Genomic DNA, 23,820 nt, shown 5'->3' with positions numbered 1-23,820 from the left:
AAAAGAATCAGTAATAGAGGATTGATATGTTTACCAAAATTTTAGCTAAAATCGTAGGAACCAAAAACGAAAGAGAAATTAAGCGGCTAAAGCCGATTGTGGCCAAAATAAACGCGCTTGAGCCACAAATCCAGAAGTTATCTGACGCCGAACTTAAGGCCAAGACCCAGGAATTTAAAGAACGCCTTGACCGGGGAGAAAGCCTTGATAGCTTGCTGCCAGAGGCCTTTGCCGTGGTGCGTGAAGCCAGCCGCCGGGTGCTGGGAATGCGCCATTATGACGTCCAGCTCATGGGCGGTATCGTCCTTCACGAAGGGAAAATCGCCGAAATGAAAACCGGTGAAGGAAAAACCCTTGTAGCCACTCTCCCGGCGTACTTAAACGCTCTTACCGGAAAAGGTGTGCATATTGTTACCGTAAACGATTATCTCGCCAAAAGAGACGCCAAGTGGATGGGCACTTTGTACAATTTTCTTGGCCTTTCCGTAGGCGTAATTGTCTCTGGCATGAACGAAGAGGAACGCAAACGTGCCTATGCCAGTGACATAACTTACGGCACCAACAATGAATTTGGTTTTGACTACCTGCGCGATAACATGAAGTTTTCCCTGGAAGACATGGTCCAGCGCGAGCACCACTACGCCATCGTGGACGAAGTGGACTCTATCTTGATTGACGAAGCGAGAACCCCTCTGATTATCTCCGGGCCTTCAGAAGAATCCACTGAAATTTATTATCATATTGACAAACTCGTCCGCCACTTGAAAAAAGACGTTCACTTTACCCTTGATGAAAAGACCAAAAGCGCCATGCTTACCGAAGAAGGCGTGGCCGAGATGGAACGCCTCCTCGGTGTAGAGAATTTATACGACCCGCGTCATATAAGCCTGGTGCATCACATAAATCAGGCCTTGCGGGCGCATCATCTCTTTCACCGTGATGTGGATTACATCGTAAAAGACGGCAAGGTCATTATTGTTGATGAGTTTACCGGCCGTTTAATGCCCGGCCGCCGCTGGAGTGATGGCCTACACCAGGCCATTGAAGCCAAAGAAGGGGTGAAGATTGAAAAAGAAAACCAGACGCTAGCTACCATTACTTTTCAGAACTATTTCCGCATGTACGAAAAACTGGCCGGTATGACGGGTACCGCTGAAACCGAGGCCGCTGAATTCAAAGAAATTTATAACCTTGATGTGGTGGTTATCCCTACCCATAAACCCATGATTCGTGTGGACCATCCCGACGTGGTTTATCGCACCAAACGCGAAAAGTTCAACGCCGTAGTTGAAGAAATAGAAGAATTACACCGTGAAGGTCGCCCGGTGCTCGTTGGTACTACAAGCATTGAGAATAGTGAAATTCTTTCCGGTCTTCTCAAGAAAAAGAAAATTCCGCACCAGGTCTTAAATGCCAAGTATCACGAGCGAGAAGCAGCCATAATTGCTCAGGCTGGCCGTTCAGGAGCCGTAACCATTGCTACCAACATGGCTGGCCGAGGAGTTGACATTCTTCTTGGTGGAAATCCTGAAGGCCTGGCTAAAGAAACCCTGGCTGAAGAGGGTTACGACCTTGATAGCATTGATCCCTCTTCCTGGAATGAGGCCTTGCAGATGGCCCGCCAGGGTGAAGACCCTACCAAGAAATTCCCTGAGCGCTGGGCTGAAGTGCTTTACCAAAAAGTAAAAGAATGCCAGGAAGACTACGAACGCGTAAAAGCCCTTGGTGGGCTTCATATCATCGGCACTGAAAGACATGAATCTCGACGCATAGACAACCAGCTCCGAGGCCGTGCCGGAAGACAGGGAGACCCTGGTTCTTCACGTTTTTATCTCTCTCTTGAAGACGATCTTTTAAGGCTTTTCGGTTCAGATAAGCTAAGAGGAATCATGGATCGCCTGGGTATAGAAGAAGGCGAGCCCATTGAACATCCTTTTGTGTCTAAGGCTATTGAACAGGCCCAAAAAAAGGTGGAAGCCCATCACTTTGAGATTCGTAAGCACTTACTGGAATACGACGACGTAATGAACAAACAGCGTGAGGTCATCTATAGCCAGCGCAAAGAAATCCTCGCCAGCGATAATATTAGAGACTGGATTACCGACATGGTCCGCGATGTGTGCGAAGGCATAGTGGAAGAATACCGTGAAGAAAAGGGCTCACCTGTTGATTGGGATTTAGAGGGCCTTAAAGACCGCTTCATGGGTGTTTTTGGTTTTCGCCCTGAAATAAAAGAAGACCTGCTTGATGCCAAAGAACTTGCGGAAAATCTGGCAGAACAGGCCCTTAGAGCTTACGAAGAAAAGGAACAAGAAATTGGCCAGGATACTATGAGGCAGCTTGAACGCATGTTCTTGCTGCACACCATTGATTCTCTCTGGAAAGAACATCTCCTGGCCATGGACCACCTGCGTGAGGGGATCGGCTTAAGAGGCTATGCCCAGCAAAATCCTTTACAGGAGTATAAACGAGAAGCCTTTGCCATGTTTTCGGACTTGATTGAACGTATCAAAGAACAAACCCTTTCTTTCCTCTACCGCGTGCAGGTTGAACGTGAAGAAGAAGTAGAAAAATTAGAAGAAGAACAAAAGAAAAAGCCTTTGCGTCTGGTTTACAGCCGTGGAGAAGAAACCCGGGAAGAAAAGCCCAAAAAACAGCCTATAAGACGCGGCAAAAAAATCGGCCGCAATGATCCTTGCCCCTGCGGTAGTGGTAAAAAATATAAAAAGTGCTGTGGCCGCCCAGGCGCCAAACCCAAAAAAGAAAAAGCTGTTTTGCACTAATTCGTCTCTGGAAGTAAGAAAAGTCTCTTGAGAACGATAGTGGCGTAACTCCCCTTGGGGAGAAAGAATTCAAGCCACACTTTGTTCTGGTCAACTGTTTCGTACTTGAGTTTTTGGGGGATTATGGCTACTTCACGGGGATAAGTTTTAAAAGTAGCCCCTTTGGCCAGGGTGCGAAATTTCTCAAGGCCGTCTATGCCTTCAAGTCTTAATACTTCTTCCATTAATTCTTTTAATGGCTGGTCCAGTATAAGCCTTGGGCTTGGTAAGGGGATCTTTGTGCCCAGGATAGCTTCGGTTAGCTCTTCGGGAAAATCGCGATAAAAAAGTAGTTCTCCGAGTAGGTAAGGGACAGGCAAAAGTTTTAGGCCCAAATTTTTCAGGTAAAGCTTAACCGTCTCGTTCCAGATGTAGGCCTGGTAGGCATGACAGAGCATCAAAAGATACTCCCGGTCAACCAGGGCAAAGGCTCGTTTGAAAGTGCGTTTAGAGGGCTTATGGCTGGCTAAAAACTCGAGGAGACGCCTCTCCCAGGGGCTTGGAGCCAGGTCTAGGCAGGCCGAAAAATTTGGCCAATTTTTCTTAAGACACTTACGGAAGGCCTCGGTCCTTTTCATTTCGTATTGGCTTCCTTCAGCCAGCAAAAGATATAAGGCCCTTTCGTAATGGCCAAGAATTAATTCTTTTACGGCAAACCCGAGGCCGTGTTTTACCGAGCCAAAACGCTGCTCGTCAAAGTAATTGACCACTCCGTAACGGGATATAAGTGCTATTTCGCGCGAGAGTTTCTCAGGCGAGATTTTAACCTCTCGCACCAGAAGGCGAAAAAAATTTCCTTTAAGTCGGGCCTTGGACATGGGGGTTTTTGTCTGTCCCAGATACGAGAGTTCGTAGTTTTTACCTTTTATGTCTTTTTTGGGTCCGTGGCGGATAGTTACGTACTGGTAAGAAATAGCGTGGCGGTCTTTGAGGCCACCGAACTGAATGGCCGAGGCCTTAAGGCGCAGACGCCTGGCTATATCTCCGATTACATCCCAGGTAGTTGCCCCTCGCTTATAAAGGCGATAAAGGGCAAAATCACCCTGGGGTTCAGGTCTGATGTCAGCCACTTCATAGACGATAAAGTCTTCCGGCTTAACTTTGATGCGCATAGCGCTTTTTTATAACACAGTCTAAAGAGCTATAGAATGCTCATGACTTGAAAAGAATACTTTTGCCTCACGAAAGACTTTAGGGCTAAGGTATGTAGCGTTTTTTTGGAAAAAGCCAAATATCAAAAGAAAACAAATAAAAAATGATTTTTTGCCTTGGTACCTTAAATTTTTAAACGTTAAAAGAATTGCGTTTAAAAATTTTCCCAGGTATTTTTAATTGAAACTGAATTAAAATAACTTAAAGGAGTTTGAAAATGAATGTATTTTTGAATGTTATGATCCTGCTTTTATGTTTTCTTTTCCCTGTTTGTGTTCTAGCTCAAAATCAATTACCTCCTGTTTTAAATCAGTCTGTTCTCATGAAACCTCCACCAGGGGCACCGCCTCCACCAGGGGCACCGCCTCCACCAGGGGCACCGCCTCCACCAGGGGCACCGCCTCCACCAGGGGCACCGCCTCCACCACCAGGGGCACCACCTCCACCAGGGGTAATGGGGCTCGCTCCGCAAGTTCCTGTAATACTAAATAATTTGCCTCAAGCAGTAGCTACGGCTAAACAAATAGAAGGTTTTCTTTCCCCAGGGAAAGTGTGGGTTAAAAGAGGCCCTAGAGGGGATATAGAAGTCAAAGGGGCCATCCTTTACCAGAATTCGGTAGTAGGAGTAATTGATTTTAATCCTATTAATGGAGAGCCTCTTCCCAAGGGAATACATGTTTTTGCCCAATCTACAGAAATAACATTACAGAAAATAAATGAAAAGTTAATTGGTATTGTCAAAAACTTAAAAGTTTTGCCTGCTGCAGAATTTAGAGAGCCAGAAGCTAGTTGGATTTTTCCTGTAGCTTATAAACAAATGATAGTGGCTCATATAAAAATATATCATGATGGTTTACGTGTGGTGCCTGATTATCCGGCCCAACAGGAGATGAAGTTTTATGCCAGGTAAACACCTTTGCAAAACGCTATACTTGAGAGACTGCTTCGTCCTTACGGGCTCGCCGTGACAAGGAAGGGAAGGGGTTCGCCGTGACCAAATGGCAGATGGCCGATGGCTGATGGCTAAGGGCGGAAAAGACAGCTTCGCTCCGCTCGCAGTGACAACGAGGGTATGTTATTACGAAGAGCCCGCAGGGCCGACAAAGTAGCCCTGCAGCGCCATTGCGAGCCTGTCCCTTTTCCAGTCATTGCGGGCCACGAAGTGGCTAAGCAATCCCTGTCCCGAGCGCTAGCGAAGGGATCTTTGTCGCAAGGCGTCAGCAGCCGAAGCAGCTCTCTCGCGAGCGAAAATCTCGCCTTGGCGAGCCCAACCCATGATTTTAATTTTGGCAAAAACCGTTTCCGATAATAAAATTTTCGCATGATTCTTTATTTTAAAAATAACCTGTTCCTGTTTCTTTCTCTCTTTTTGGCCTTAATCTTGATTGCTTTGAGCAAGTTTCCTTTAACAGAAATCCCCACTTTAGTAGATTGGAAAACAATTTTAAGTCTTAGCGGCTTGATACTAATAACTACAGCTATTAAGGAAAGCGGAGCCTTTTATTACTTTTCTTATTTTATAGCCTCCAACATAAGAAATGAACGTATTTTAAGTCTATTTTTTGTTGTTTTTACAGCTTTTATTGCTACTTTTCTTACTAACGATATATCTCTTTTTATTGTTGTTCCCATTACTTTAACGTTGCAGGATATTCTTCAAAAAAAATTAGCAAAATTGGTTATTTTTGAAATAATAGCAGCAAATGTTGGTTCAACACTAACCCCAATTGGAAATCCTCAAAATCTCTTTTTGTGGCATCAGTGGGAAATATCTTTTCTAACATTTATTGAAATAATGTTTCCCCTGTTTTTGTTATTGTTAATATTATTGGTTTTGTTTGTTTTTTTTCTTATTCCTTCTGAAAAAATATCTAAGATGTCTAAGGTAAAAATTTCTTTTTTTAAAAAAGATTTTGTTGTTGCTATGTTCTTTTTTGTTTTATTTCTCTGTTTTTTAGAGTTTGATCAAATAAATTTTCTTATTTTTTTAATATTAATTTTTGCTCTTTTCTTTCGAAAGATATTATTCAAATGCGATTGGGGCTTAATTTTTCTTTTTATTTTGATCTTCATTAATATTAAACTTATCTTTTATTTGAAATTTTTAAATATTTTTTTTAATAACCTTTTGATTAAAAGTAGTAAATATGTATTTATAACTTCTGCTTTAGCTTCACAAATTTTTAGTAATGTCCCGGCAGCTATATTTTTAGTTAATTATTCAACTAATTTGAAAGCCATAGCTTATGGTGTTAATGTGGCTGGCAATGGACTAGTTTTTGCTTCATTAGCTAATTTAATTGGTTTGCGTCTTTATTCAAAAAGGGATATTTATCTTCTCTTTCATCTTTACTCGATTCCCTATTTTTTGATTAGTTTCATTCTATCTTTAATAATTTTCTTTCATTAATATCCCCTTTTTCATTCTTTGTCTTCAAATAGACTGTAGTTATAAACAAATGAGATTTTTGCAAAATGTTTTACTCATTAATGGAATCTCTAAATAGGCGACAATTGAGTCACCGCAAGCGAAGCGAAGCAATCCTTGTCCCGAGCGCAGCGAAGGGATCTCTGAGACTGCTTCGACCTCTAACGAGGCCTCGCAGTGACAGCGAAGGTTACTTTGCTTTAGCGATTATGTCAGCGGCGATACTTTGTCGTGTAAAAAACGCTCGGATTAATAACTCTAAAAGATCCAATTAATGTTTGGTGGCTTTTTTCCGAATAATACCTAAAAAAGGAGTATTGAGTGCTCGCCAAAACTTTTTCGGCATCATTGTGGGGAGTTGAAGCCCGGCTTATAGAGGTTGAAGTTGACATATCTTACGGGCTCCCGGGCTTTTCCCTAGTTGGGCTTCCTCAGGGAGCGGTTAAAGAAAGCAAAGAAAGGTTAAGGGCCGCCTTTAAAAACGCAGGCTTTGATTTTCCTGACCAGAAAATCACGGTAAATCTCGCTCCGGCTGACCTCAAAAAAGAAGGAAGCGGCTTTGATCTGCCTATTGCTGTCGGCCTTTTGGTTACCATGCGAATTCTCCCTCAAGAAAGGGTAAGCCGGTTTATTTTTTACGGCGAGCTTTCTTTAGATGGCAAACTCAAAGGCGTGCGAGGGATCCTTCCGGTGGCCTTACTCGCCAAGGAAAGAGGTCTTTTTCTCTTTTGTCCTTTTGAAAATGCTAAAGAGGCTTCCCTAGTGAAAGGTCTTCAAATTTTTACCGCCGAGGACCTGGCGCAATTAGTAGCTATCTTGCGTGGTGAAGGCAAGCCCCCTCAAATACCAGAAGATGCTGAGCCAGAAACCAGAGAATATCCCGACCTTTCAGAAATCATTGGCCAGGAGCAGGCCAAACGCGCCCTGGAAATATCTGCCGCTGGCGGCCACAACGTTTTACTAGTAGGGCCACCTGGCTCTGGCAAAAGCATGCTGGCCAAGAGGCTTCCCGGGCTTCTTCCACCCCTTTCTTACGAAGAAGCCTTAGAGACCACTCGTATTTACAGCGTAGCTGGCCTTCTTTCCGGGGAGCATCCGGTGCTCTGGGAAAGGCCTTTTCGGGCGCCACATCACACGGTCTCTGACGCCGGCTTAATTGGTGGCGGAAACCCTCCCAGGCCGGGAGAAATTTCTCTGGCCCATCGGGGTGTACTTTTCTTAGACGAATTACCAGAATTCAGGCGCAATACCCTTGAAGCCTTACGCCAGCCTCTTGAAGAAGGCCAAATTACGGTTTCCCGCGCTAACATGACCATTACCTACCCGGCCAAGTTTACTCTGATAGCAGCCATGAACCCTTGCCGCTGCGGCCATTACGGGGACAAACGCAAGGCCTGCCAGTGCACGCCCCAAGAAGTGCGGCGTTACCGGCAAAAAATTTCAGGCCCGCTTCTTGACCGCATTGACATTCAAATTGAAGTACCTGCGGTAGAAATAAAAGACTTAAGTCAGGCGCCAAAGGGTGAATCTTCTAAAACTGTGGCCGAAAGGGTGTCGAAGGCCAGAGAAATTCAGAAAAAGCGCTTTAAAAAAGAAGGTTTTCTTAATGCCCATATGGGCAACCGGGAAATAAACAGTTTTTGCCAGCTTGGCCCCCAAGAAAGGGCTATCCTTGAAAAGGCAGCGGATAAGTTAAATCTTTCGGCCCGGGCCTGGCACAGGGTCATAAAAATTGCCCGCACCATCGCCGACCTTGAAGGCGAAAAAAATATCCGAACACCTCACCTTTTAGAAGCCTTGCAGTATCGTCTTTTTGACCGCCCGCTATGGTAAATAAATCCGAGCTTGCTTCGCTCCGCTCGCAATGAGGATAAAATTTGTCGTCTATTTAATTAACTCAAGAGACCTTTGAAAAAGGCTATACTTAAGAGACTGCTTCGTCCATACGGGCTCGCAGTGACAAGGAAGGGAAAGGGCTCGCCGTGACCAAATGGCAGATGGCTGATGGCTGGTGGCAGATGGCTGATGGCTGGTGGCTGATGGCTGGTGGCTGATGGCTAATGGCCGGTGGCTGATGGTTATTGGCGCGAAGACTGCTTCGCTTCGCTCGCAGTAACAATGAAGGTATGTTATTACAAAGAGCCCCGTAGGGCCGACGAAGTGGACCAGCAGGATCATTGCAAGGCCGTCCCTTTTCCAGTCATGGCGAACGAAGCAATCCCTGTCCCGAGCGCTAGCGAAGGAATCTCTGTCGCAAGGCGCCAGCAGCCAAAGCAGCTCACTAGCGAGCGAAAGTATCGCCGTGGCGATCAATCTATGTTTTTTGAATCTTGCAAAGATCTCTTATTATTAATCTGAGTGATTTTTACACGACAAAGTATCGCCGCTGACATAATCGCTAAAGCGAAATAACCTTCGCTGTCACTGCGAGGAGCCGAAGGCGACGAAGCAGTCCCTGGGATTGCTTCGGCCTCTAGCGAGACCTCGCAATGACAGTGTTAAATTAAAACCATACAATGACTCAATTGTCGCCTATTTAATGACCCCATTATTAACAAAGAGGGGCAAATGCCCCTCTTACTAGAGGCCCGTTGGAAATTTGGGGAAATGGGCCAGGGCTTCTAAGGCTTCTTTAATTTTTTCTTCAGGGTATTCGTAGTCTTCTAATTTGCCCTCAAGATAGGCGTCGTAAGCCGCCAGGTCAAAGTGGCCGTGCCCGCTAAACCCAAACACAATTACTTTTTCTTCCCCTGTTTCTTTGCACTTTAAGGCCTCGTCAACGGCAGCCTTTATAGCGTGGCTGGTTTCAGGAGCAGGGATTATGCCCTCTGTTTGGGCAAAAAGGACCGCCGCTTCAAAGCAGGGGTTCTGCGGATAGGCCCGCGGCTTTATATAGCCATCTTTGACCAGTTGGCAAACCAGTGGGGCGTCGCCATGATAGCGCAACCCTCCCGCGTGAATAGCCGGTGGTTCAAAGGAATGCCCCAGGGTATGCATCAAAAGAAGCGGGGTAAGCCCGGCGGTGTCGCCGAAATCATAAGTGTAGATACCTTTGGTCAAGGTGGGGCAGCTCGTGGGCTCAACGGCTATGACTTCCGCCTCAAGTTTGCCTTCAATTATGTCACCGATAAAAGGAAAAGTGAATCCGGCAAAGTTACTACCACCACCTACACAGCCAATCAAGATATCTGGTTTTTCTCCGGCTAAAGCAAGCTGCTTTTGGGTTTCAAGGCCTATTACCGTTTGATGAAGCAACACATGGTTTAAGACACTTCCCAGGGCATAGTTGGTGTCTTCATGGGTGGCGGCGTCTTCCACGGCTTCGGAAATGGCTATACCAAGGCTTCCGGTAGAGTCAGGATTTTCCTCAAGAATTTTACGGCCAGCCTGGGTGCGATTGGTGGGCGAAGGGAAGACCTCTGCCCCCCAAATGTGCATAAGGCTTTTACGAAAAGGCTTTTGTTCAAAAGAGACTTTTACCATATAAACCGTGCACTCAAGGCCAAAGAGTTTACAGGCAAAGGAAAGGGCACTTCCCCACTGGCCAGCCCCGGTTTCTGTGGCCAGCCTTTTTATACCGGCTTCTTTATTATAGTAAGCCTGGGCCACAGCGGTGTTAGGCTTATGGCTACCAGGCGGGCTTACGCTTTCGTTTTTAAAGTAAATGCGAGCCGGAGTCCCCAGGGCCTTTTCCAGGTTGCGAGCCCGCTGAAGGGGTGTTGGCCGCCAGAGTTTATAAATTTCTCTGACGGCGCCTGGAATTTCCACCCACGGCTCAGGGCTCATCTCCTGCTCAATAAGAGATTTAGGGAAAATCGGCTCAAGGTCTTCTGGTTTTACGGGCTCTTTGGTTTGAGGGTTAAGTGGTGGAGCGGGTGGGTTAGGTAGCCTCGGAATAATATTATACCAGGCCTCTGGGAGTTCATTCTCTGAAAGTAAAATCTTAGTATCGTCCATTGGGCTGCCTCCTTATTTAATCTTTAGAAATAGGCCGCAAATTTAAGGCCTTGCGGTAAAGTTCTAAATATTTTTCTGAGACTTTGTCCCAGGTGTAATTTTCATAAATGTGTTCTATAGCCTGTTTTATCATTTGTTTTATCCTGGCCGGGTCCTTTCGGTAAACTTCAAAGGCTCGCAGAATAGCGCCTGCCAATTCTTCGGGCTTTTGTTCCACATAGACAAAGCCGTTGAAGCCGTCTTTTACTTTTACTAGGCCGCCGGTGTGGCGCACAATGGGAAGATTTCCCATAAGCTGGGCCATAAAGTCCGTAAGGCCGCAGGGTTCGTAATTTGACGGGATAACAAAAAAGTCTCCAGCAGCGTAAATTAAATTGGCAAGTTTCGGGTCATAGCCTAAAAGCAAGGCCATGCGGTCGGGAAAGTCTCTGGCAATGGCCATGAGGCTTTCTTCTATTTCCGGGGTGCCTGTGCCAAGGATTACCGTGAGAAATTCTTCGCCCTGTTCGTAAAGCATTCTAAGGGTCTGGGCCAATATGTTTATGCCTTTTTGTTCAGTTAAACGAGAAATGGCCGTAAGAAGGGGCCAGCCTTCTCTGTCTTCAGGACTACCAAAGGCCTTCACGCGCAGATCACGTTCTTTTATCTTGCGCAACAGTTCCTGACGGCAGACTTTTTTCCCGGCAAAGTCTCCTTTCAGGGGGTCAAAACCGGCAGGAAGGCCAAGTTTTTCGGGTTTGCGCGGGTCAAAATCCTCTGGCGTAATGCCATTGGTGATGCCGTAAAGTTTAATGCCTCTTTCTTTTAAGGCATGCCCAAGCCAGCCGGTATGGGCGTCAAGGTCTGTTTCCTGCAATTCTTTGGCGTACTGTTCAGAAACCGTATTTATGACGGCATATTTAGACCCGCATAAAAAGGGGTTAAAAGAACCGTTTAGCAGGGAGTCATTTATAACCCGCCAGGGAAGCCCGGTATTGGCCTTGGCAAAGGGAAGGTCCGCCACGTCTTGATGATAGCCAAGGCCGGCGTTGTGTATGGTGATAAGAAAACCTGAGTAGGGAAAGTAATGCCGAAAACCCATGATTTCCCGGGCAAGTGCGGGAGTGCAGGCGGTGTGCCCATCGTGGCAGTGGATTATTTCAGGCTTTTCTTCAAGGTAAATAGCAGTACAGAGGGCCGTTTTTTGGAGCAAGATATTCATAGCAAAATAATCAAAATGCCCGGTGCCTTTCTTTTTCCAGGGTTCCCTTTTTTCCTCTTCCTCGGTGTAGGTGTAAATGCCAAGCTTTTCCGCATAGCGGTCCGCTTCTATAAGAAATATGCGCACGCCGTTAAGCTCTCCCTGCCAGAGAGATATTTCTTCTCGTCTCTCTTCGTGGGCGTAGTCCATATCTACGGAAAAAGATACGCCGGTTTGCCAGAAACCCAGCTTTTCTGGATCCAGAAATCCGTAGCGGGGCATAAAAACAGTTACTTTGATACCTTTTCTGACCAGGGCTTCAGAAAGCTCCTGAGCCACGTCTTTTAAGCCGCCAGCTCCGGCAATATCTCTATATTCTCGGGTTAAGGTGTAAACTTCTTTGATTTGAAACATATTGGCCTCCAAATTTTAGTTAAATTTAAACTGACCTTTACCTAAAATATCATGTAAATGAAGAATACCGACCACTCTTTTTTCTTCGTCTGTTACAGGTAAAACCGTGATTAATTTTTTCTCCATGAGATAAAGGGCCTCAGCTGCCAGAGCTTCAGGCTCTATGGTTTTAGGGTTAGGGGTCATGACTTTTTTGACGGCCAGGTTTCTAAAGTCTCCATATTTTAGAAGGGCTCGACGCAAGTCTCCGTCAGTCACGATGCCACAGAGCCTTTTTCCCTCTTCAACCACCAGGGCACAGCCCAGGCGCTTTTCGTCCATCACTTCGATAACTTGAGACATGGTATCTTCAGGAGCAACAAGAGGCAAAGCCTCCCCGGTGAGCATAATTTGGGATACCGCTACCTTTAGCCTTTCTCCAAGGGAGCCACCTGGGTGATTGCGGCGAAAGTCTTCCAGGCGGATGTTACGCAGTTTGGCGAGCACCATGGCTAAGGCATCTCCCATAACCAGTGTTGCGGTGGTACTTGCGGTAGGAGCAACTCCCAAGGGACAGGCCTCTCGTGGAACGCCTATGTCTATTACTACGTCAGCGTTTTTAGCCAGAGTAGAAGAAGGGTTGCCGGTAAAAGCGATGATTTTTACACCGCGGTTTTTAAGTGACGGAAGGAGCTTGTTGACTTCTTCAGTTTCACCAGAGTTGGATATAGCCAGAAGTATGTCGTCTACCACCACCATGCCCAGGTCACCGTGAAGGGCCTCAGCCGGGTGAAGAAAAAAAGAAGGTGTGCCGGTAGAAGAAAGAGTAGCCACAATTTTGCGGCCAATAAGGCCACTTTTCCCGATGCCCGTAACAACGACGCGCCCACGGGTATTAAGGATTAGCTCCACAGCTTTTACGAATTCAGGGCCGAGTTTTTGTTGAACTTCCTTTAGGCCTTCTATTTCAATGTCAAAGACTTCCTGGGCGTTTTTTACGATAAATTCCGGTTTCATGGCCCATAAATTACTAAATTTTCAAAAGGGTAGCTACTCAAAATTTAGAAAGCATTTCCATAAAGACAAAATCCAGATAGGCCGGTCTGGGTTAGAATTGATTCAATTACCAACTATTGAATTGGACCGCAAGCAATCCCTGAGATTGCTTCGGCCTGTAACGAGGCCTCGCCGTGACCGTAATTTGCTCCAGCGAACGACAAGGGGCAGCGGCGGCGCGTAACGCCGTCCGCTGGAGAGGTTTGTTAGTGATTTTCTCCTTCAAGATATAAAGTCTCAGGAGCTATGTCTGCTCCATTAGGCCAACATACTGTATATCCATCTATAAAAAATTCCTTAAACTTCTCTTCGTCTTTCAATTCTTCAAAAATTTTTCCCTTTAAATATTTACGACAATTTATTCTCTTTCTCTCTCCATTATCAAATTCTACTTCTATTGTAAAATTACCAATATATTTAGCATCTATAATCTTTGGTAAATATTTCAATCTCTCTAACATCCTTTTTCCTCCATTTAATAAATATTATTTTAAAGGTTCTATTTTTCTTAACGATTCCCCTTTTTTAATTCTTTCCCAATTCTCCTCCAACTCCTTTTTATGAAGTTCTGCCCATTCTTTTATTAATTTTAAAGCAGTTTTAGATTTTTCAATATTTCCTTTAATTAAATTTCCTTTTAAATCAAAAATTCCATCCAGCCCTTGATAGTATGCATGAAAATGAGGAGGATCATGTTCATTATAGAACATACGAATAATTATTCCGAAAAATATTGAAATATAAGGCATAATTTCAACTAAACTATAATTATCAAAAAAATAATTTTAATCTTTTTCAAAAATTTTTCAATCTAACGCCTAAACTCAGCGGCGGCGGGCGGTTATTCCGTCCGCTGGATAGGTTTGTTAGTTATAACCAAAGCCGGTCGTCTTTTTGCACCAGTCAAGTCAGAAAAAGGGAAAGGAATTACTACTATATCACCCCTTATAAATCTTTCCATGCTTCATCTTCCTCAGGTAGAAGCCACTCTTTGGCTAAACTTTTTTCGCTTAAAAATAAAGTTTCATTTTTCTCGATTTTTAATTTCAAAAATTCAATAAAATCAATCACTTCTTTCCAATAAGATAAAGGTAATTGCTTTAATTTTTCCAGAATAATTTTTTGAGACCTTTGAAAAAATAATTTTAATTTTGTTTTCTATTCTCCGTTTTGGCCATTAAAGCAAAAATCTCTGATTTCTATCCCTTTTGCTTTTCTCTTCTCCTTCAAAATTTCTTAGTTTTTCCAGGTTTTAATCACATTTTCCTTGTTATTTTCTCCTTCCTCGCAGTATTATCCTATTATCTTTTATCTCTTCAACTTTTCCTCCTAAATCGCCTCCTTCCTCTTCATCTGCCACGCTAAATTCAAAAGATTATACGTAAAACAGGTTAAAAATAAATGAATTTCGTTGGCAAATAGTCCCACATATCTCGCCTTCTCCCTCTGAAGATGTAAGGAAAAAATGCCAAATACTCGCTCTACCTTGGCCCTTATACGAGAAAAAATTCGATTCCTCTTCTTCTGTCTGGCCGAAAGGGGCCTATTCCTCCTGGCCTTTGCTAAAACTCCACAAAATATCCCCTTCTTACGACACCTCCTCCTTAACTCTTGCTTATCATAAGCTTTATCTGCAAAAACACTTGCCTCTTCTCCTTCAAGTAATTCATCAAGAACTTGGGAATCGTGCACGTTAGCTGGTGTGCAAACGAACTCTGAAACAAACTCATTTTTAACGTCAATAGCAATATGGTCTTTGTAGCCGTAGTCAGTCTTTTTGCCTTTTTGGGTAAAGGAGGCATCGTCATCCTTGCCAGGACGTCTAGCCGCTTTAACCAGACGAGCATCAATGATTTTGCCAGAGCGAAGTTCAAAACCCTTCTGAGCGAGCTGGCGTTTAAGTTCTTCAAAGCACCTACGATAAAGGTTCAAGGATTTGAGATCAGAACGGAAGCGAGATATAGTAGAGTGGTCAGGAACGGGGTCAATAGCAGAGAGGCCAAGGAAGCGACGGTAGAAGAGGTTGCCTTTGAGCATAAGTTCCATTTCCGGGTCAGAGTGGCCGTAGATTTGTTGAATGATGAGGATTTTTAGCATCTGGACGGGGTTATAAGCCTTGCGTCCAACTTTAGAAGGATGAAGAGAAACGAGGATTTGTTGAAAAGGATCCCAATTGATGAGTTTATTGATACGAGCCAAGATGTCATCAGGTAAGTTTTGATAGATAAGATGTTCGCCTATAGTTAGATTTGTATTATTTTCTCTGAACATAAATGAAGCTCCTTTAGTTTTTAAGTAGATTTATCATGAGAAATATTACTATTCAACAAATTTTGCAAAGGTCTCTTTTTTCATATTCTGTTTGTGCTTGCATAATCTTCCTCTTTTGTTTTTTAATTTTTAATTTTATCACTTTTTTTCTAACGCTCAAACTCAGCAGCGGGCGGTTAGCCCGTCCGCTGGAGGGAGTTGTTAGATTTATATTCATTTATATAAATGTTGTATAATGTTTTTTAAATAATCGTAGGTCATTGCAGATAATATTCCTAAGATATAGCTTATAAAATAAGCTATAAATTTCTGCCATCTACTACCAGATATATAATCAATCATATCTTTCAATTTTTTTCTATTTTGATTAGCTAATTCTTTTGCTGTTTCAATTTCTTTTTTTATTTTTTCGTATTCTTCTAATTTTCCTTTAATATCTTTTTGTAAATCTTCAATAACCAATAAAGCATCTTTTAGATTTTTATAAGATTGAATTAAAGCCTCTAAATGTTCTTTATATTTAAATAAAGGACTTGTTATATAATATTGGAAAATCTTGCCTATCACAAATCCTAAAATTAAACAAGGACCATAGATTAAAATGATCAGCAAAGAAATACCAACATATGGATGTAATTTATTAAAACCTAAAAATTGGAAAATGTTTTTATAAATAAAGTCTACATAGTATTTCCATAAATTAGTAAAATTAAAAACCAAAAATATAACTACTAAAAAGATAGCAATTATTAAATATCCTTTTGTTTTTCTATCTATAAACATTCTAACGACTAAGCTCAGTGGCGCAATGGAGCGCAGCGGAATTGGCGTCCACTGCAGTGCATTGTTAGACGTCCTCATATATTTTTATTTGCAAAAGAGTCACCCCTACATCCCTAAAATGCGCTGGTTTTTTAACTTTTCCATCTAAAATCAACTGGGGCCTTTCCTCAACCCAAGGAAGAACATATAAAAACAAAACATTTCCTTTATCAAAATAAACTTCATCTATTGGAATTTCTAATGAGATTTCTTCAGGATCCCTCATATATCTACTTATTGATGGAATAACTTGTACAAAGTTGTTTATCTGCACAACGAAATTTTCAGGTTGTCCTTTACGAATTCCACCATGATATGCTCGCAAAATTATGCGCAATTTTAATTTTTCTTTATTCTTTGGATTTATCCCCGCTCTTTCTAGTTCAGAAACAAAATTAATTTTTCTAGCAATTCCTACCGCAGCATATCTTTCATAGAAATTGCCCCAATGTCGGTTTTTTGCAACTAAAATAGTAGAGCCAAGCATATAGACACTTGGGTCATTCTTTGCTTTTTTTATTAAATCTTTGTATTCCTTGTTTTCAACGTTAAAAGCATGAACCCACCAGTAACAAGAAAAATCTATTTTTCTAATACGTTGTTCAATAAAATTGACCAGTAGTTGCCCTAAAATTGTTGGACGATCGCTATCAGATAAAAAAACTTTATTTTTCTTGTCATAATAAATAATACCCCTCACTCCTTGCGGATAAATATCTTGTTGTAGAGGATTATATGAAACTCCATAGGTGCTCGGATAAACATTGTCTCCTAGATGAAGCTCTTTGTCTTTGATAACATCTATGATAGCTATTTTCTTTGCTTTATTTATTATTTTGTTTTCTATAGAAATTTGATTTTGATTTCCAATTGCAATTGGGGTTTGCTTGCTATTTTTAACTTTTATACTAATAGAATTAGAACTACCATTTTTCGTATACAACATAAAAAGTCCGCCAATTAATGCGGCTATAATTGCGCCAGCAAAACCAATCCATGCAGTTGTTTTTTTATTTTTCATATCTTAACCGTCTAACGTCCAGGGTTGCCGCCAAGGAGCGCAGCGGATTGGCGGTCAACTGCACCCTATTGTTAGCTGACATCTTTTTTATAATTTTCTCTCCTTGTTAAGACCCTTTGTAAATGATTAATGTAAGTTTGAATATAATTATTGTTTGTTTGTATAATTTGAACGCATGGAGTATTTGAATGATATGATATAGCATTGATTAACGGCAATTCTGGTTTTACTAATATCGGCAGAGGAAATATATATGTTACTTCACACCAAAACCAGTCAAGATATTCTACCTCAGAAGATGACCATAGCTCATGAGCTTTATAATATTGATAAGGATAACGAAAGTAATTATATGATTCTTTCAGTTTTTTGAAAAAATCGTAATTATCATCTAATAAACAGTTTATGATATCTATCTCATTAGAGGTAAGTTTATATGTTTGGGTATCATCTGAAATAATATATTTTTTCTTTAACCATGACTGGCACCAAGCCTGCCAGTGTTTCCCGATGTCGTTATTTTTTTCTGATTCTAATTTTTCTTTTATTTCTTTAGTCAAGCTACATAAATCGTGATTTATTTTTTTGAGTTTTTTGATTCCATAGTTCGGCTTAATAGTTAATAGCAACGATTTTAATTTTTTTCAATAGATTGTGCTGCTAATACAAACATAGGATTTAAACATTGAGATAAATAACATGCCCTTGCACCGCAATAGTCATTAAAAGCATGACGCATTAATTCAATGATATATCCCTGTATTAATGTTCTTGAGTTCTTCACCATATTAATTTATTACAGCTAACATTCCTTTTTGACCTGCGGCCGTGGATATGGAAATTTTCTTATTTCCCACCTCCAAATTAAAATTTGGTTACCATATCCGCTACTAACTGTCAATAAATTTATTCAAAATTAGCCGTATAAAGTTAACGAATTTGACATAATAATGCTAGACGATTAGTCTATTGATTACTATGAAAAACTCCTGGCATAACTTTACTGACTATTTGAACGAACTTCCTATTTCTGAGAAAGCAAAGCCTTTTTACGTTTCATGGGTAAAGAAAGCCCTTTCCTGGCACAACAAGGCCCAGAAGAAATCTGAACTTTCCCCTATATCGGAAAACAATAGAAAGCGCTTTATAAAATTTCTTGAAACCCGTTATGAACCATGGCAGGTCGCCCAGGCCGAAGAAGCTATAAAGCTCTACAATTACTTTATTTCGTCGGTTCAAACCTCTTCCCCTGAAAAACCAGACCAGGCGGCCTGGTCCTACATTAAAGAAGAAGCTTGCCGACTCATGCGCCTGCGTCACCTCTCTTACCGCACGGAAAAGACCTATCTCTCCTGGATCGAGAGGTTTCAGAAGTTCACAAGTTCCAAAGCTCCCGCACGTCTCACCGCCGGAGATTTTCAGAATTTCCTGACGCACCTTGCCGTAGAACGCAGCGTAGCCCCCTCCACCCAAAATCAGGCCCTAAACGCCCTGGTTTTCCTTTATAAAAATGTATTGCAGCAGGACATCACCGCAGCCATTGACGCAGTCAGGGCCAGGGAGAAGCGTCGCCTGCCGGTAGTGCTCGAAAAAGAAGAGGTGGAACAGGTTTTGCAATACATGCCTTATCCGTACTATTTGATCGCCGGTTTGATGTATGGCGGAGGGCTGCGCCTAAGCGAAGCTCTAAATCTGCGTACAAAAGACGTGGACTTTGAAAAACGGCAGATAATCGTCCGGGCCGGGAAGGGAGATAAAGACCGTGTTACTATCCTTCCAGAAAAACTTGTTGACCCTCTCTGGGAGCATCTACAAAAAGTGCGGCAGCTTTACGAGTTCGACCGCGAAGAAAACCTTCCCGGAGTTCATCTTCCTGAGGCGCTAGCGCGAAAATATCCAAACGCAGGTAAAGAATGGGCCTGGTTCTGGCTCTTTCCTTCACCCAAACTTTCCGTGGACCCTCGGACCCTAACCGTGCGGCGGCATCATCTCTACCCTACTTCGGTTCAGCGTGCTTTTAAAAAAGCGCTGGCAAAAGCAGGCCTAGAAAAACCAGCCAACGTGCACTCCCTGCGGCACAGTTTCGCCACGCACCTACTTGAGGCCGGTTATCATATTCGCACCGTGCAGAAACTCCTGGGGCACAAACACGTGCAGACCACCATGATTTACACACATCTTGCCTGCCAAAAGTTACTAAAAGTCCAAAGCCCGCTGGATAGATAACTGCTCATAGATTTACTTTGCCCTTCGTGGCTCGCAATGAGTAAGGCTCTCAGTACAAGCCGTAAGGGCGAAAAGTTCTGAGGCTACCAATTTTAAGCTTTTCTTTTTATATTATAGAGACTGCTTCGCCCTTGCGGGCTCGCAGTGACAGGGAAAAATGGGGCTCGCAGTGACTAAATGGCAACTGGTAGATGGTCGATGGCTGATGGTTGGTGGCTCATGAGACTGCTTCGTCACCTTCGGCTCCTCGCAGTGACAAAGAAGGAAAGGGCTCACCGTGACAAGAGGGTAAAGGCTCACCGTGACAAAGGAAGCAATTTCAATTTATATTTTCTAGATTCTGCAAAGATCTTTTATAATAGCCATTATTGAGAATAATTGAGAATAAATAATTGGATGTTGAGGATGACAAAAGAAACCCAAAATTACATACACGAAAAAGAGAGAGAAGATTTCAGGCGCTTCTTAAAGGAACTTCCCTTAGACAAGAAAAAATTGCTCTTAAATATTTTTGAAACCTTCATTGAAACCGACGAGCACTTAAGTTCTGAAAAACTGGCTGAAAAACTCAAAGCTAAAGGCTTTTCGGTATCCCTGGAAGAAGTAGAAGAAGCGCTCAAGTTTTTCTGTTGTCTGGGATTTGCCCAGCGTAAAGAATTTTTGGGGAAGCCTCCTGTTTTTGAACATCGCCATCTTGGTGAGCACCACGATCACTTAATATGCACCAACTGTGGAAAGATTGAAGAGTTTTATTTTCCCAAGCTTGAAGAAACTCAGAATGAAATTGCCCGTCTTTACGGCTTTAAGCCTTTAGACCACCGCCTGGAAATTTACGGCCTTTGTCGTGAATGTCAGGCTCGTCGTAAAAAACCTTCCTTACCCTTAGCCCTTGTTTCTCCTGGAGAAAAAGTGAGAGTGGAGCGGTTAGCTGGTTGCGGAAGGGCCCAGGGACGTCTTGCTTCCATGGGGCTAATAGAGGGAGATGTCCTTGAAGTTATTAACAACTGTGGGCCTATTGTAGTGAACGTACGCGGAACACGCTTGGCCATAGGCCAAGGCCTAGCCCAGAAAATCTTTGTCACTCCGGTGGATTAATCTTCAACCCTAAGGCGCTTTATAAAGCTGGCTTTACCAGTATTTTCTATTTCCAAATACACGGCTTCAAGTTTCTTAGGGCCTGTTTTAGGAACCTCAAGCTTGCGGGGCACCTGGGTCAAAAACATTTCTATAGCCTGGTCACGACGCATACCAATTACACCGTCACGGATCCCCGTCATGCCTACGTCTGTTAGATAAGCTGTTCCCTCCGGAAGGATTCTTTCGTCTCCGGTTTGCACGTGAGTATGGGTGCCGATTACCGCGGAAACTTTACCATCAAGATGCCAGCCCAAAGCCAGCTTTTCAGAAGTAGCCTCAGCGTGAAAATCAACAATTATATAAGGAGTTTGAGCCCTCAAATTTTCGGCAAGAGCCAGGCCAACTCTGAAAGGACATTCCAGGTTGCGCATAAAAACCCGACCTTCCAGGTTGATAACACCGAGTTTAAGCCCGTTTTTTTCAATAATAGCATAGCCTTTACCCACCGCTCCGGCGGGATAATTGGCCGGGCGCAAGATCCGTTCAGCTTTGGCCAGGTAAGGCAAAAATTCCCGTCGCCAGATGTGGTTTCCCGAAGTTAGCAAATCAAAGCCAGCATTAAATAGCTCAAGGGCTACGGCCTCGGTTAAGCCGTAGCCCCCGGCGGCGTTTTCGGCGTTTCCGATAACAAAGTCTGGTGCAAAATCTTTTATCAGACCGGTGAGAAATTTGTTTACGGCTTTTCTCCCCGGCCGACCAACTATGTCGCCTACGAAAAGAACCTTAACGGGCATATTCTACCGCTCTCGTCTCACGAATTACCGTAACTTTTATCTGGCCGGGATAAGTAAGTTCTTTTTCTATCTTTTTGGCAATATCCCGCGAAAGATGAACTGCTTCAGCGTCTCCTATTTTGTGGCTATCAACAATTACACGAATTTCGCGGCCGGCCTGTATGGCGTAAGCCTTTTGCACCCCCGGAAAAGACGTGGCTACTTTTTCAAGGGTTTCTAGACGCTTGATGTAAGACTCAAGCAGTTCTTTTCTGGCCCCAGGTCGTGCTCCAGAGACAGCATCAGCGGCCTGCACCAGGATAGCCAGGATTGATTCCGGCGGCACGTCTTCGTGGTGAGCGGCAATAGCGTTAACGATTTCTTCGTCCTCGCCGTATTTTTTGGCAAGCTCAGCGCCGATGAGGGCGTGTGGGCCTTCCATCTCCTGGTCAACGGCTTTACCTATGTCGTGAAGAAGACCGGCCCTTTTAGCCTTTTTCACATCCAGGCCTAGCTCCCCAGCCATGACGCCGCACAAATAGGCCACTTCAATGGAGTGTTGCAAGACATTCTGGGAATAACTGGTACGATACTTGAGTTTGCCGAGCAGACGTAAAAGTTCGGGAGAAAGACCATAGACACCTACGTCAAAGGCCGCTCGCTCTCCTATCTCCTTGATGGTCACATCAAGCTCTTCTTCAACTTTTTTGACCACTTCTTCAATACGGGCCGGGTGAATGCGGCCGTCAGAGATAAGCCGTTCAAGGGCAATGCGGGCCACTTCGCGACGAAGCGGGTTAAAACCTGAAAGCACTACTACTTCGGGTGTGTCGTCAATAATAAGGTCAACGCCGGTGGCGGCTTCAAGGGCTCTAATATTTCGGCCTTCACGGCCAATTATGCGGCCCTTCATGTCTTCGCTGGGAAGAGGCACTACTGAAACGGCTTTTTCGGTGACCATCTCCGTAGCACAACGGGATATGGCTAGGGCTAAAATTTCTCTGGCTCGGCGATTCGCCTCTTCTTTGGCCTCAGTTTCTATGCGTACAAGCATGCGAGCGGCTTCTTCTCTGGCTTCTTCTTCGGCTTTCTTCAAAACAATTTCTTTGGCCTCTTCGTGAGTTAGCTGGGCAATTTTTTCAAGTTCTTTTTGTTGCGCTTCAGCCAGGGCTTTTATCTTTTGCTTTTCCTGTTCAAGTTCGACTTCATGCTGTTTTAGAGCCTTTTCTTTGCGGTCAAGTTCTTCAGCACGGCGTTCAATTTGTTCGCTTCGGCGCTCAAGGCTACTTTCCTTTTCTGAGAGCCGGCTTTCCTGTTCTAAAAGGCGCTTTTCCTGTTCGGCTAGTTTACGCTGTCTTTCTTCGTATTCCTGGTCTATCTTTTCTTTGTAACGGTAAGCCTCTTCGCGGGCTTCAATTTTGGCTTCCTGCCTCAGGCGCTCGGCTTCCTCTTTGGCCTTATCAAGCAACTCTTTGGCTTTTTCCTCAACTGAGGCCAGCCTTTCCCTGTCTTTCTTTTCTTTGAGTTTTATACCGAGCGGGATGCCCGCACCAATACCTATGGCCAGGGCAATCACCACTAATACCAGTTCCATAAATACCTCCTTCTTTGGTGATTACCCCGCAAGGGGCAAGGCGGGCAGTGAAAGGAAAGCCTTGCTCTAGAATAATGTTACAGACGCCCTTCTTTAAGGCTTAAAAACCTAAAGAATCCTCCAGAGCTATAATCAAAGTTTATATTTTCAGGCCTTATAAAGGCCTTAAGTTTTATTCCCTTCACCGTCCGCCTGACGGTAAAAAACCCTTACGGGGATAAATTTAAACCCCAGGGTGCCGTGTTAACCGGCCCGCACGAGACCCTCACTTTTAAGTGGGCGGCTCGTCCTTCCTTGCGGTTTCTCCGCCAAAGCGGAGCATACCTCCGGAAGGAGAGGAGCCTCCCCCTGGTCTCGCTGTTGGCTCGGCGGGCTAATTGGTTAATCACGCGCACCCCAGGGAACCTCTTTCAAATATTCGTCTAATTCCGAGGCCTTTTTTAACAAGGCCTCTTTAAGTTCTTCGTGCTCCTTTTTTATTTTTACATATTCTGAAGAAATTTGTAAGAGGAGAAGAACAGCCACTTTAAGTGGTGGCAAAAGATGATACTTTTTCCGAATTTCATTTTCTTTTTCAGAAATAATTTCCCTGATCTCCTCTACCATTTCTTCAGGAAGATCGGTCTTAAAGGCAAAAACCTGGTCTAAAAGTTTTATCTCAACGATTCTTTCCAACCCTCAACCCTCATAAATTTTTCCTTTAAAATCCAGGAGAAGATGAGCCCTCCCCGGACATATCCAAAGGTAACTCAGAGGGAGAAGCACTCTGTCCTTCTAGGCCTAGCTGTTCAATTTTTTGGAGAATTTCGCCTACTTTATTTTTTACCAATGAGCGTTCCTCTTGGAGGCGAGAAAGTTCGGCTTTCAAAGTTTCTATTTCACTATCTTTTTGAGATAGCTTTTCAAGCAAAGATTTTTTTTCTTCAGTAAGCTTTTGAATATAGCCAATTAAGGCTTCGATCTTTTCTTCAAGAAGGGCTATTTCTTCTACACCCATGCTGGCCTCCTATTTTTAGACTTTTTAATTGTGAGATCTTTGCAAAATGCC

The 23,820-nt window shown here is 43.4% G+C and carries 20 protein-coding genes, 1 other RNA gene and 2 pseudogenes; 6 read left to right on the top strand and 17 right to left on the bottom strand.

From position 1 onward, the window contains the following. The first annotated feature begins 26 nt into the window (after positions 1–26). Positions 27–2,783: a preprotein translocase subunit SecA gene (gene secA, locus THEIN_RS06545; protein ID WP_013907895.1), complete on the top strand. Its 2,757-nt coding sequence runs from the start codon at positions 27–29 to the stop codon at positions 2,781–2,783. On the opposite strand, the gene truD is transcribed toward secA, so the two are convergent. Next, positions 2,780–3,934 carry a tRNA pseudouridine(13) synthase TruD gene (gene truD, locus THEIN_RS06540; RefSeq protein ID WP_013907894.1) on the bottom strand — a complete coding sequence of 385 codons (1,155 nt, stop codon included), beginning with the start codon at positions 3,932–3,934 and terminating at the stop codon, positions 2,780–2,782. The genes secA and truD overlap by 4 nt on opposite strands. Before the next feature lie 257 nt (positions 3,935–4,191). Here truD and THEIN_RS06535 point away from each other — a divergent pair, with 257 nt between their 5' ends. The 3 genes from THEIN_RS06535 (at position 4,192) to THEIN_RS06525 (ending at position 8,235) form a co-directional block, all read left to right on the top strand. Beyond that, positions 4,192–4,884: a hypothetical protein gene (locus tag THEIN_RS06535; protein ID WP_013907893.1), complete on the top strand. Its 693-nt coding sequence runs from the start codon at positions 4,192–4,194 to the stop codon at positions 4,882–4,884. A gap of 411 nt (positions 4,885–5,295) precedes the next feature. After that, positions 5,296–6,384, top strand: a complete 1,089-nt coding sequence (locus tag THEIN_RS06530; protein ID WP_013907892.1) for an SLC13 family permease — start codon at positions 5,296–5,298, stop codon at positions 6,382–6,384. Between the two features lie 339 nt (positions 6,385–6,723). Beyond that, a complete protein-coding gene (locus THEIN_RS06525) occupies positions 6,724–8,235 on the top strand; it encodes a YifB family Mg chelatase-like AAA ATPase (RefSeq protein ID WP_013907891.1) in 1,512 nt (503 codons plus the stop codon). 747 nt (positions 8,236–8,982) lie between these two features. On the opposite strand, the gene THEIN_RS06515 is transcribed toward THEIN_RS06525, so the two are convergent. The 11 genes and pseudogenes from THEIN_RS06515 to THEIN_RS06470 all read right to left on the bottom strand — a co-directional run bounded on the left by THEIN_RS06515 (position 8,983) and on the right by THEIN_RS06470 (position 17,662). Continuing rightward, positions 8,983–10,359, bottom strand: a complete 1,377-nt coding sequence (locus THEIN_RS06515) for a TrpB-like pyridoxal phosphate-dependent enzyme (RefSeq protein ID WP_013907890.1) — start codon at positions 10,357–10,359, stop codon at positions 8,983–8,985. Between the two features lie 16 nt (positions 10,360–10,375). Then, complete coding sequence (locus THEIN_RS06510; protein ID WP_013907889.1) at positions 10,376–11,953, bottom strand: glycogen synthase; 1,578 nt, start codon at positions 11,951–11,953, stop codon at positions 10,376–10,378. 15 nt (positions 11,954–11,968) lie between these two features. Continuing rightward, positions 11,969–12,949, bottom strand: coding sequence for a KpsF/GutQ family sugar-phosphate isomerase (locus THEIN_RS06505; RefSeq protein WP_013907888.1), 981 nt, complete (start codon positions 12,947–12,949; stop codon positions 11,969–11,971). A 245-nt stretch (positions 12,950–13,194) separates the two neighbouring features. Further along, the gene (locus tag THEIN_RS06500; protein ID WP_013907887.1) at positions 13,195–13,449 is read right to left on the bottom strand and encodes a DUF2442 domain-containing protein; all 255 of its coding nucleotides are present in this window, start codon (positions 13,447–13,449) and stop codon (positions 13,195–13,197) included. 24 nt (positions 13,450–13,473) lie between these two features. After that, positions 13,474–13,737, bottom strand: a complete 264-nt coding sequence (locus THEIN_RS06495) for a DUF4160 domain-containing protein (protein WP_013907886.1) — start codon at positions 13,735–13,737, stop codon at positions 13,474–13,476. Between the two features lie 116 nt (positions 13,738–13,853). Continuing rightward, positions 13,854–13,949 (bottom strand): annotated as a pseudogene (locus THEIN_RS12545) (type II toxin-antitoxin system PemK/MazF family toxin); the annotation flags it as partial. After that, positions 13,934–14,059: a hypothetical protein gene (locus THEIN_RS12460; protein ID WP_281054736.1), complete on the bottom strand. Its 126-nt coding sequence runs from the start codon at positions 14,057–14,059 to the stop codon at positions 13,934–13,936. The pseudogene THEIN_RS12545 and the gene THEIN_RS12460, both read right to left, overlap by 16 nt. Before the next feature lie 258 nt (positions 14,060–14,317). Beyond that, positions 14,318–15,259 carry an IS5 family transposase gene (locus THEIN_RS06485; protein WP_013907885.1) on the bottom strand — a complete coding sequence of 314 codons (942 nt, stop codon included), beginning with the start codon at positions 15,257–15,259 and terminating at the stop codon, positions 14,318–14,320. Between the two features lie 213 nt (positions 15,260–15,472). Further along, positions 15,473–16,042, bottom strand: coding sequence for a coiled-coil domain-containing protein (locus THEIN_RS06480; protein WP_041434565.1), 570 nt, complete (start codon positions 16,040–16,042; stop codon positions 15,473–15,475). A 64-nt stretch (positions 16,043–16,106) separates the two neighbouring features. After that, positions 16,107–17,102 (bottom strand): hypothetical protein, encoded by a 996-nt coding sequence (locus THEIN_RS06475; protein ID WP_013907882.1) that lies wholly within the window; start codon positions 17,100–17,102, stop codon positions 16,107–16,109. 71 nt (positions 17,103–17,173) lie between these two features. Next, complete coding sequence (locus tag THEIN_RS06470; RefSeq protein WP_148236944.1) at positions 17,174–17,662, bottom strand: hypothetical protein; 489 nt, start codon at positions 17,660–17,662, stop codon at positions 17,174–17,176. A 418-nt stretch (positions 17,663–18,080) separates the two neighbouring features. Between THEIN_RS06470 and THEIN_RS06465 the strand changes: the two genes are divergently transcribed. Beyond that, positions 18,081–19,328, top strand: a complete 1,248-nt coding sequence (locus THEIN_RS06465) for an integron integrase (RefSeq protein WP_013907880.1) — start codon at positions 18,081–18,083, stop codon at positions 19,326–19,328. Between the two features lie 405 nt (positions 19,329–19,733). Next, positions 19,734–20,423, top strand: a complete 690-nt coding sequence (locus tag THEIN_RS06460; protein WP_013907879.1) for a transcriptional repressor — start codon at positions 19,734–19,736, stop codon at positions 20,421–20,423. On the opposite strand, the gene THEIN_RS06455 is transcribed toward THEIN_RS06460, so the two are convergent. The 5 genes and pseudogenes from THEIN_RS06455 to zapB all read right to left on the bottom strand — a co-directional run bounded on the left by THEIN_RS06455 (position 20,420) and on the right by zapB (position 23,769). Then, entirely contained in the window at positions 20,420–21,199 is a 780-nt protein-coding gene (locus THEIN_RS06455) for a TIGR00282 family metallophosphoesterase (RefSeq protein ID WP_013907878.1), read from the bottom strand. The two genes, THEIN_RS06460 and THEIN_RS06455, sit on opposite strands and share 4 nt — an antisense overlap. Then, positions 21,189–22,772 carry a ribonuclease Y gene (gene rny, locus THEIN_RS06450; protein ID WP_013907877.1) on the bottom strand — a complete coding sequence of 528 codons (1,584 nt, stop codon included), beginning with the start codon at positions 22,770–22,772 and terminating at the stop codon, positions 21,189–21,191. Before rny ends, THEIN_RS06455 begins: the two co-directional genes overlap by 11 nt. A gap of 223 nt (positions 22,773–22,995) precedes the next feature. Next, positions 22,996–23,178: non-coding RNA, 6S RNA (ssrS, locus tag THEIN_RS11990), on the bottom strand. Between the two features lie 23 nt (positions 23,179–23,201). After that, positions 23,202–23,447, bottom strand: a pseudogene (locus THEIN_RS12540) (cell division protein ZapA); the annotation flags it as partial. A 25-nt stretch (positions 23,448–23,472) separates the two neighbouring features. Then, positions 23,473–23,769: a cell division protein ZapB gene (gene zapB, locus THEIN_RS06440; protein WP_013907875.1), complete on the bottom strand. Its 297-nt coding sequence runs from the start codon at positions 23,767–23,769 to the stop codon at positions 23,473–23,475. Between the last annotated feature and the right edge of the window lie 51 nt (positions 23,770–23,820).

It is taken from the genome of Thermodesulfatator indicus DSM 15286, assembly GCF_000217795.1.
Taxonomy (GTDB): domain Bacteria; phylum Desulfobacterota; class Thermodesulfobacteria; order Thermodesulfobacteriales; family Thermodesulfatatoraceae; genus Thermodesulfatator; species Thermodesulfatator indicus.
The sequence above is the reverse complement of the archived record's forward strand: the minus strand, read 5'-3'. Positions and strand labels throughout refer to the sequence as shown.

What these genes read in the sequence shown, in the direction of transcription:
- secA (WP_013907895.1), top strand. Translation starts at nt 27, where the DNA reads ATGTTTACCAAAATTTTAGCTAAAATCGTAGGAACCAAAAACGAAAGA.
- truD (WP_013907894.1), bottom strand. Translation starts at nt 3,934, where the DNA reads ATGCGCATCAAAGTTAAGCCGGAAGACTTTATCGTCTATGAAGTGGCT.
- THEIN_RS06535 (WP_013907893.1), top strand. Translation starts at nt 4,192, where the DNA reads ATGAATGTATTTTTGAATGTTATGATCCTGCTTTTATGTTTTCTTTTC.
- THEIN_RS06530 (WP_013907892.1), top strand. Translation starts at nt 5,296, where the DNA reads ATGATTCTTTATTTTAAAAATAACCTGTTCCTGTTTCTTTCTCTCTTT.
- THEIN_RS06515 (WP_013907890.1), bottom strand. Translation starts at nt 10,359, where the DNA reads ATGGACGATACTAAGATTTTACTTTCAGAGAATGAACTCCCAGAGGCC.
- THEIN_RS06510 (WP_013907889.1), bottom strand. Translation starts at nt 11,953, where the DNA reads ATGTTTCAAATCAAAGAAGTTTACACCTTAACCCGAGAATATAGAGAT.
- THEIN_RS06505 (WP_013907888.1), bottom strand. Translation starts at nt 12,949, where the DNA reads ATGAAACCGGAATTTATCGTAAAAAACGCCCAGGAAGTCTTTGACATT.
- THEIN_RS06500 (WP_013907887.1), bottom strand. Translation starts at nt 13,449, where the DNA reads ATGTTAGAGAGATTGAAATATTTACCAAAGATTATAGATGCTAAATAT.
- THEIN_RS06495 (WP_013907886.1), bottom strand. Translation starts at nt 13,737, where the DNA reads ATGCCTTATATTTCAATATTTTTCGGAATAATTATTCGTATGTTCTAT.
- THEIN_RS06485 (WP_013907885.1), bottom strand. Translation starts at nt 15,259, where the DNA reads ATGTTCAGAGAAAATAATACAAATCTAACTATAGGCGAACATCTTATC.
- THEIN_RS06480 (WP_041434565.1), bottom strand. Translation starts at nt 16,042, where the DNA reads ATGTTTATAGATAGAAAAACAAAAGGATATTTAATAATTGCTATCTTT.
- THEIN_RS06475 (WP_013907882.1), bottom strand. Translation starts at nt 17,102, where the DNA reads ATGAAAAATAAAAAAACAACTGCATGGATTGGTTTTGCTGGCGCAATT.
- THEIN_RS06465 (WP_013907880.1), top strand. Translation starts at nt 18,081, where the DNA reads ATGAAAAACTCCTGGCATAACTTTACTGACTATTTGAACGAACTTCCT.
- THEIN_RS06460 (WP_013907879.1), top strand. Translation starts at nt 19,734, where the DNA reads ATGACAAAAGAAACCCAAAATTACATACACGAAAAAGAGAGAGAAGAT.
- THEIN_RS06455 (WP_013907878.1), bottom strand. Translation starts at nt 21,199, where the DNA reads ATGCCCGTTAAGGTTCTTTTCGTAGGCGACATAGTTGGTCGGCCGGGG.
- rny (WP_013907877.1), bottom strand. Translation starts at nt 22,772, where the DNA reads ATGGAACTGGTATTAGTGGTGATTGCCCTGGCCATAGGTATTGGTGCG.
- zapB (WP_013907875.1), bottom strand. Translation starts at nt 23,769, where the DNA reads ATGGGTGTAGAAGAAATAGCCCTTCTTGAAGAAAAGATCGAAGCCTTA.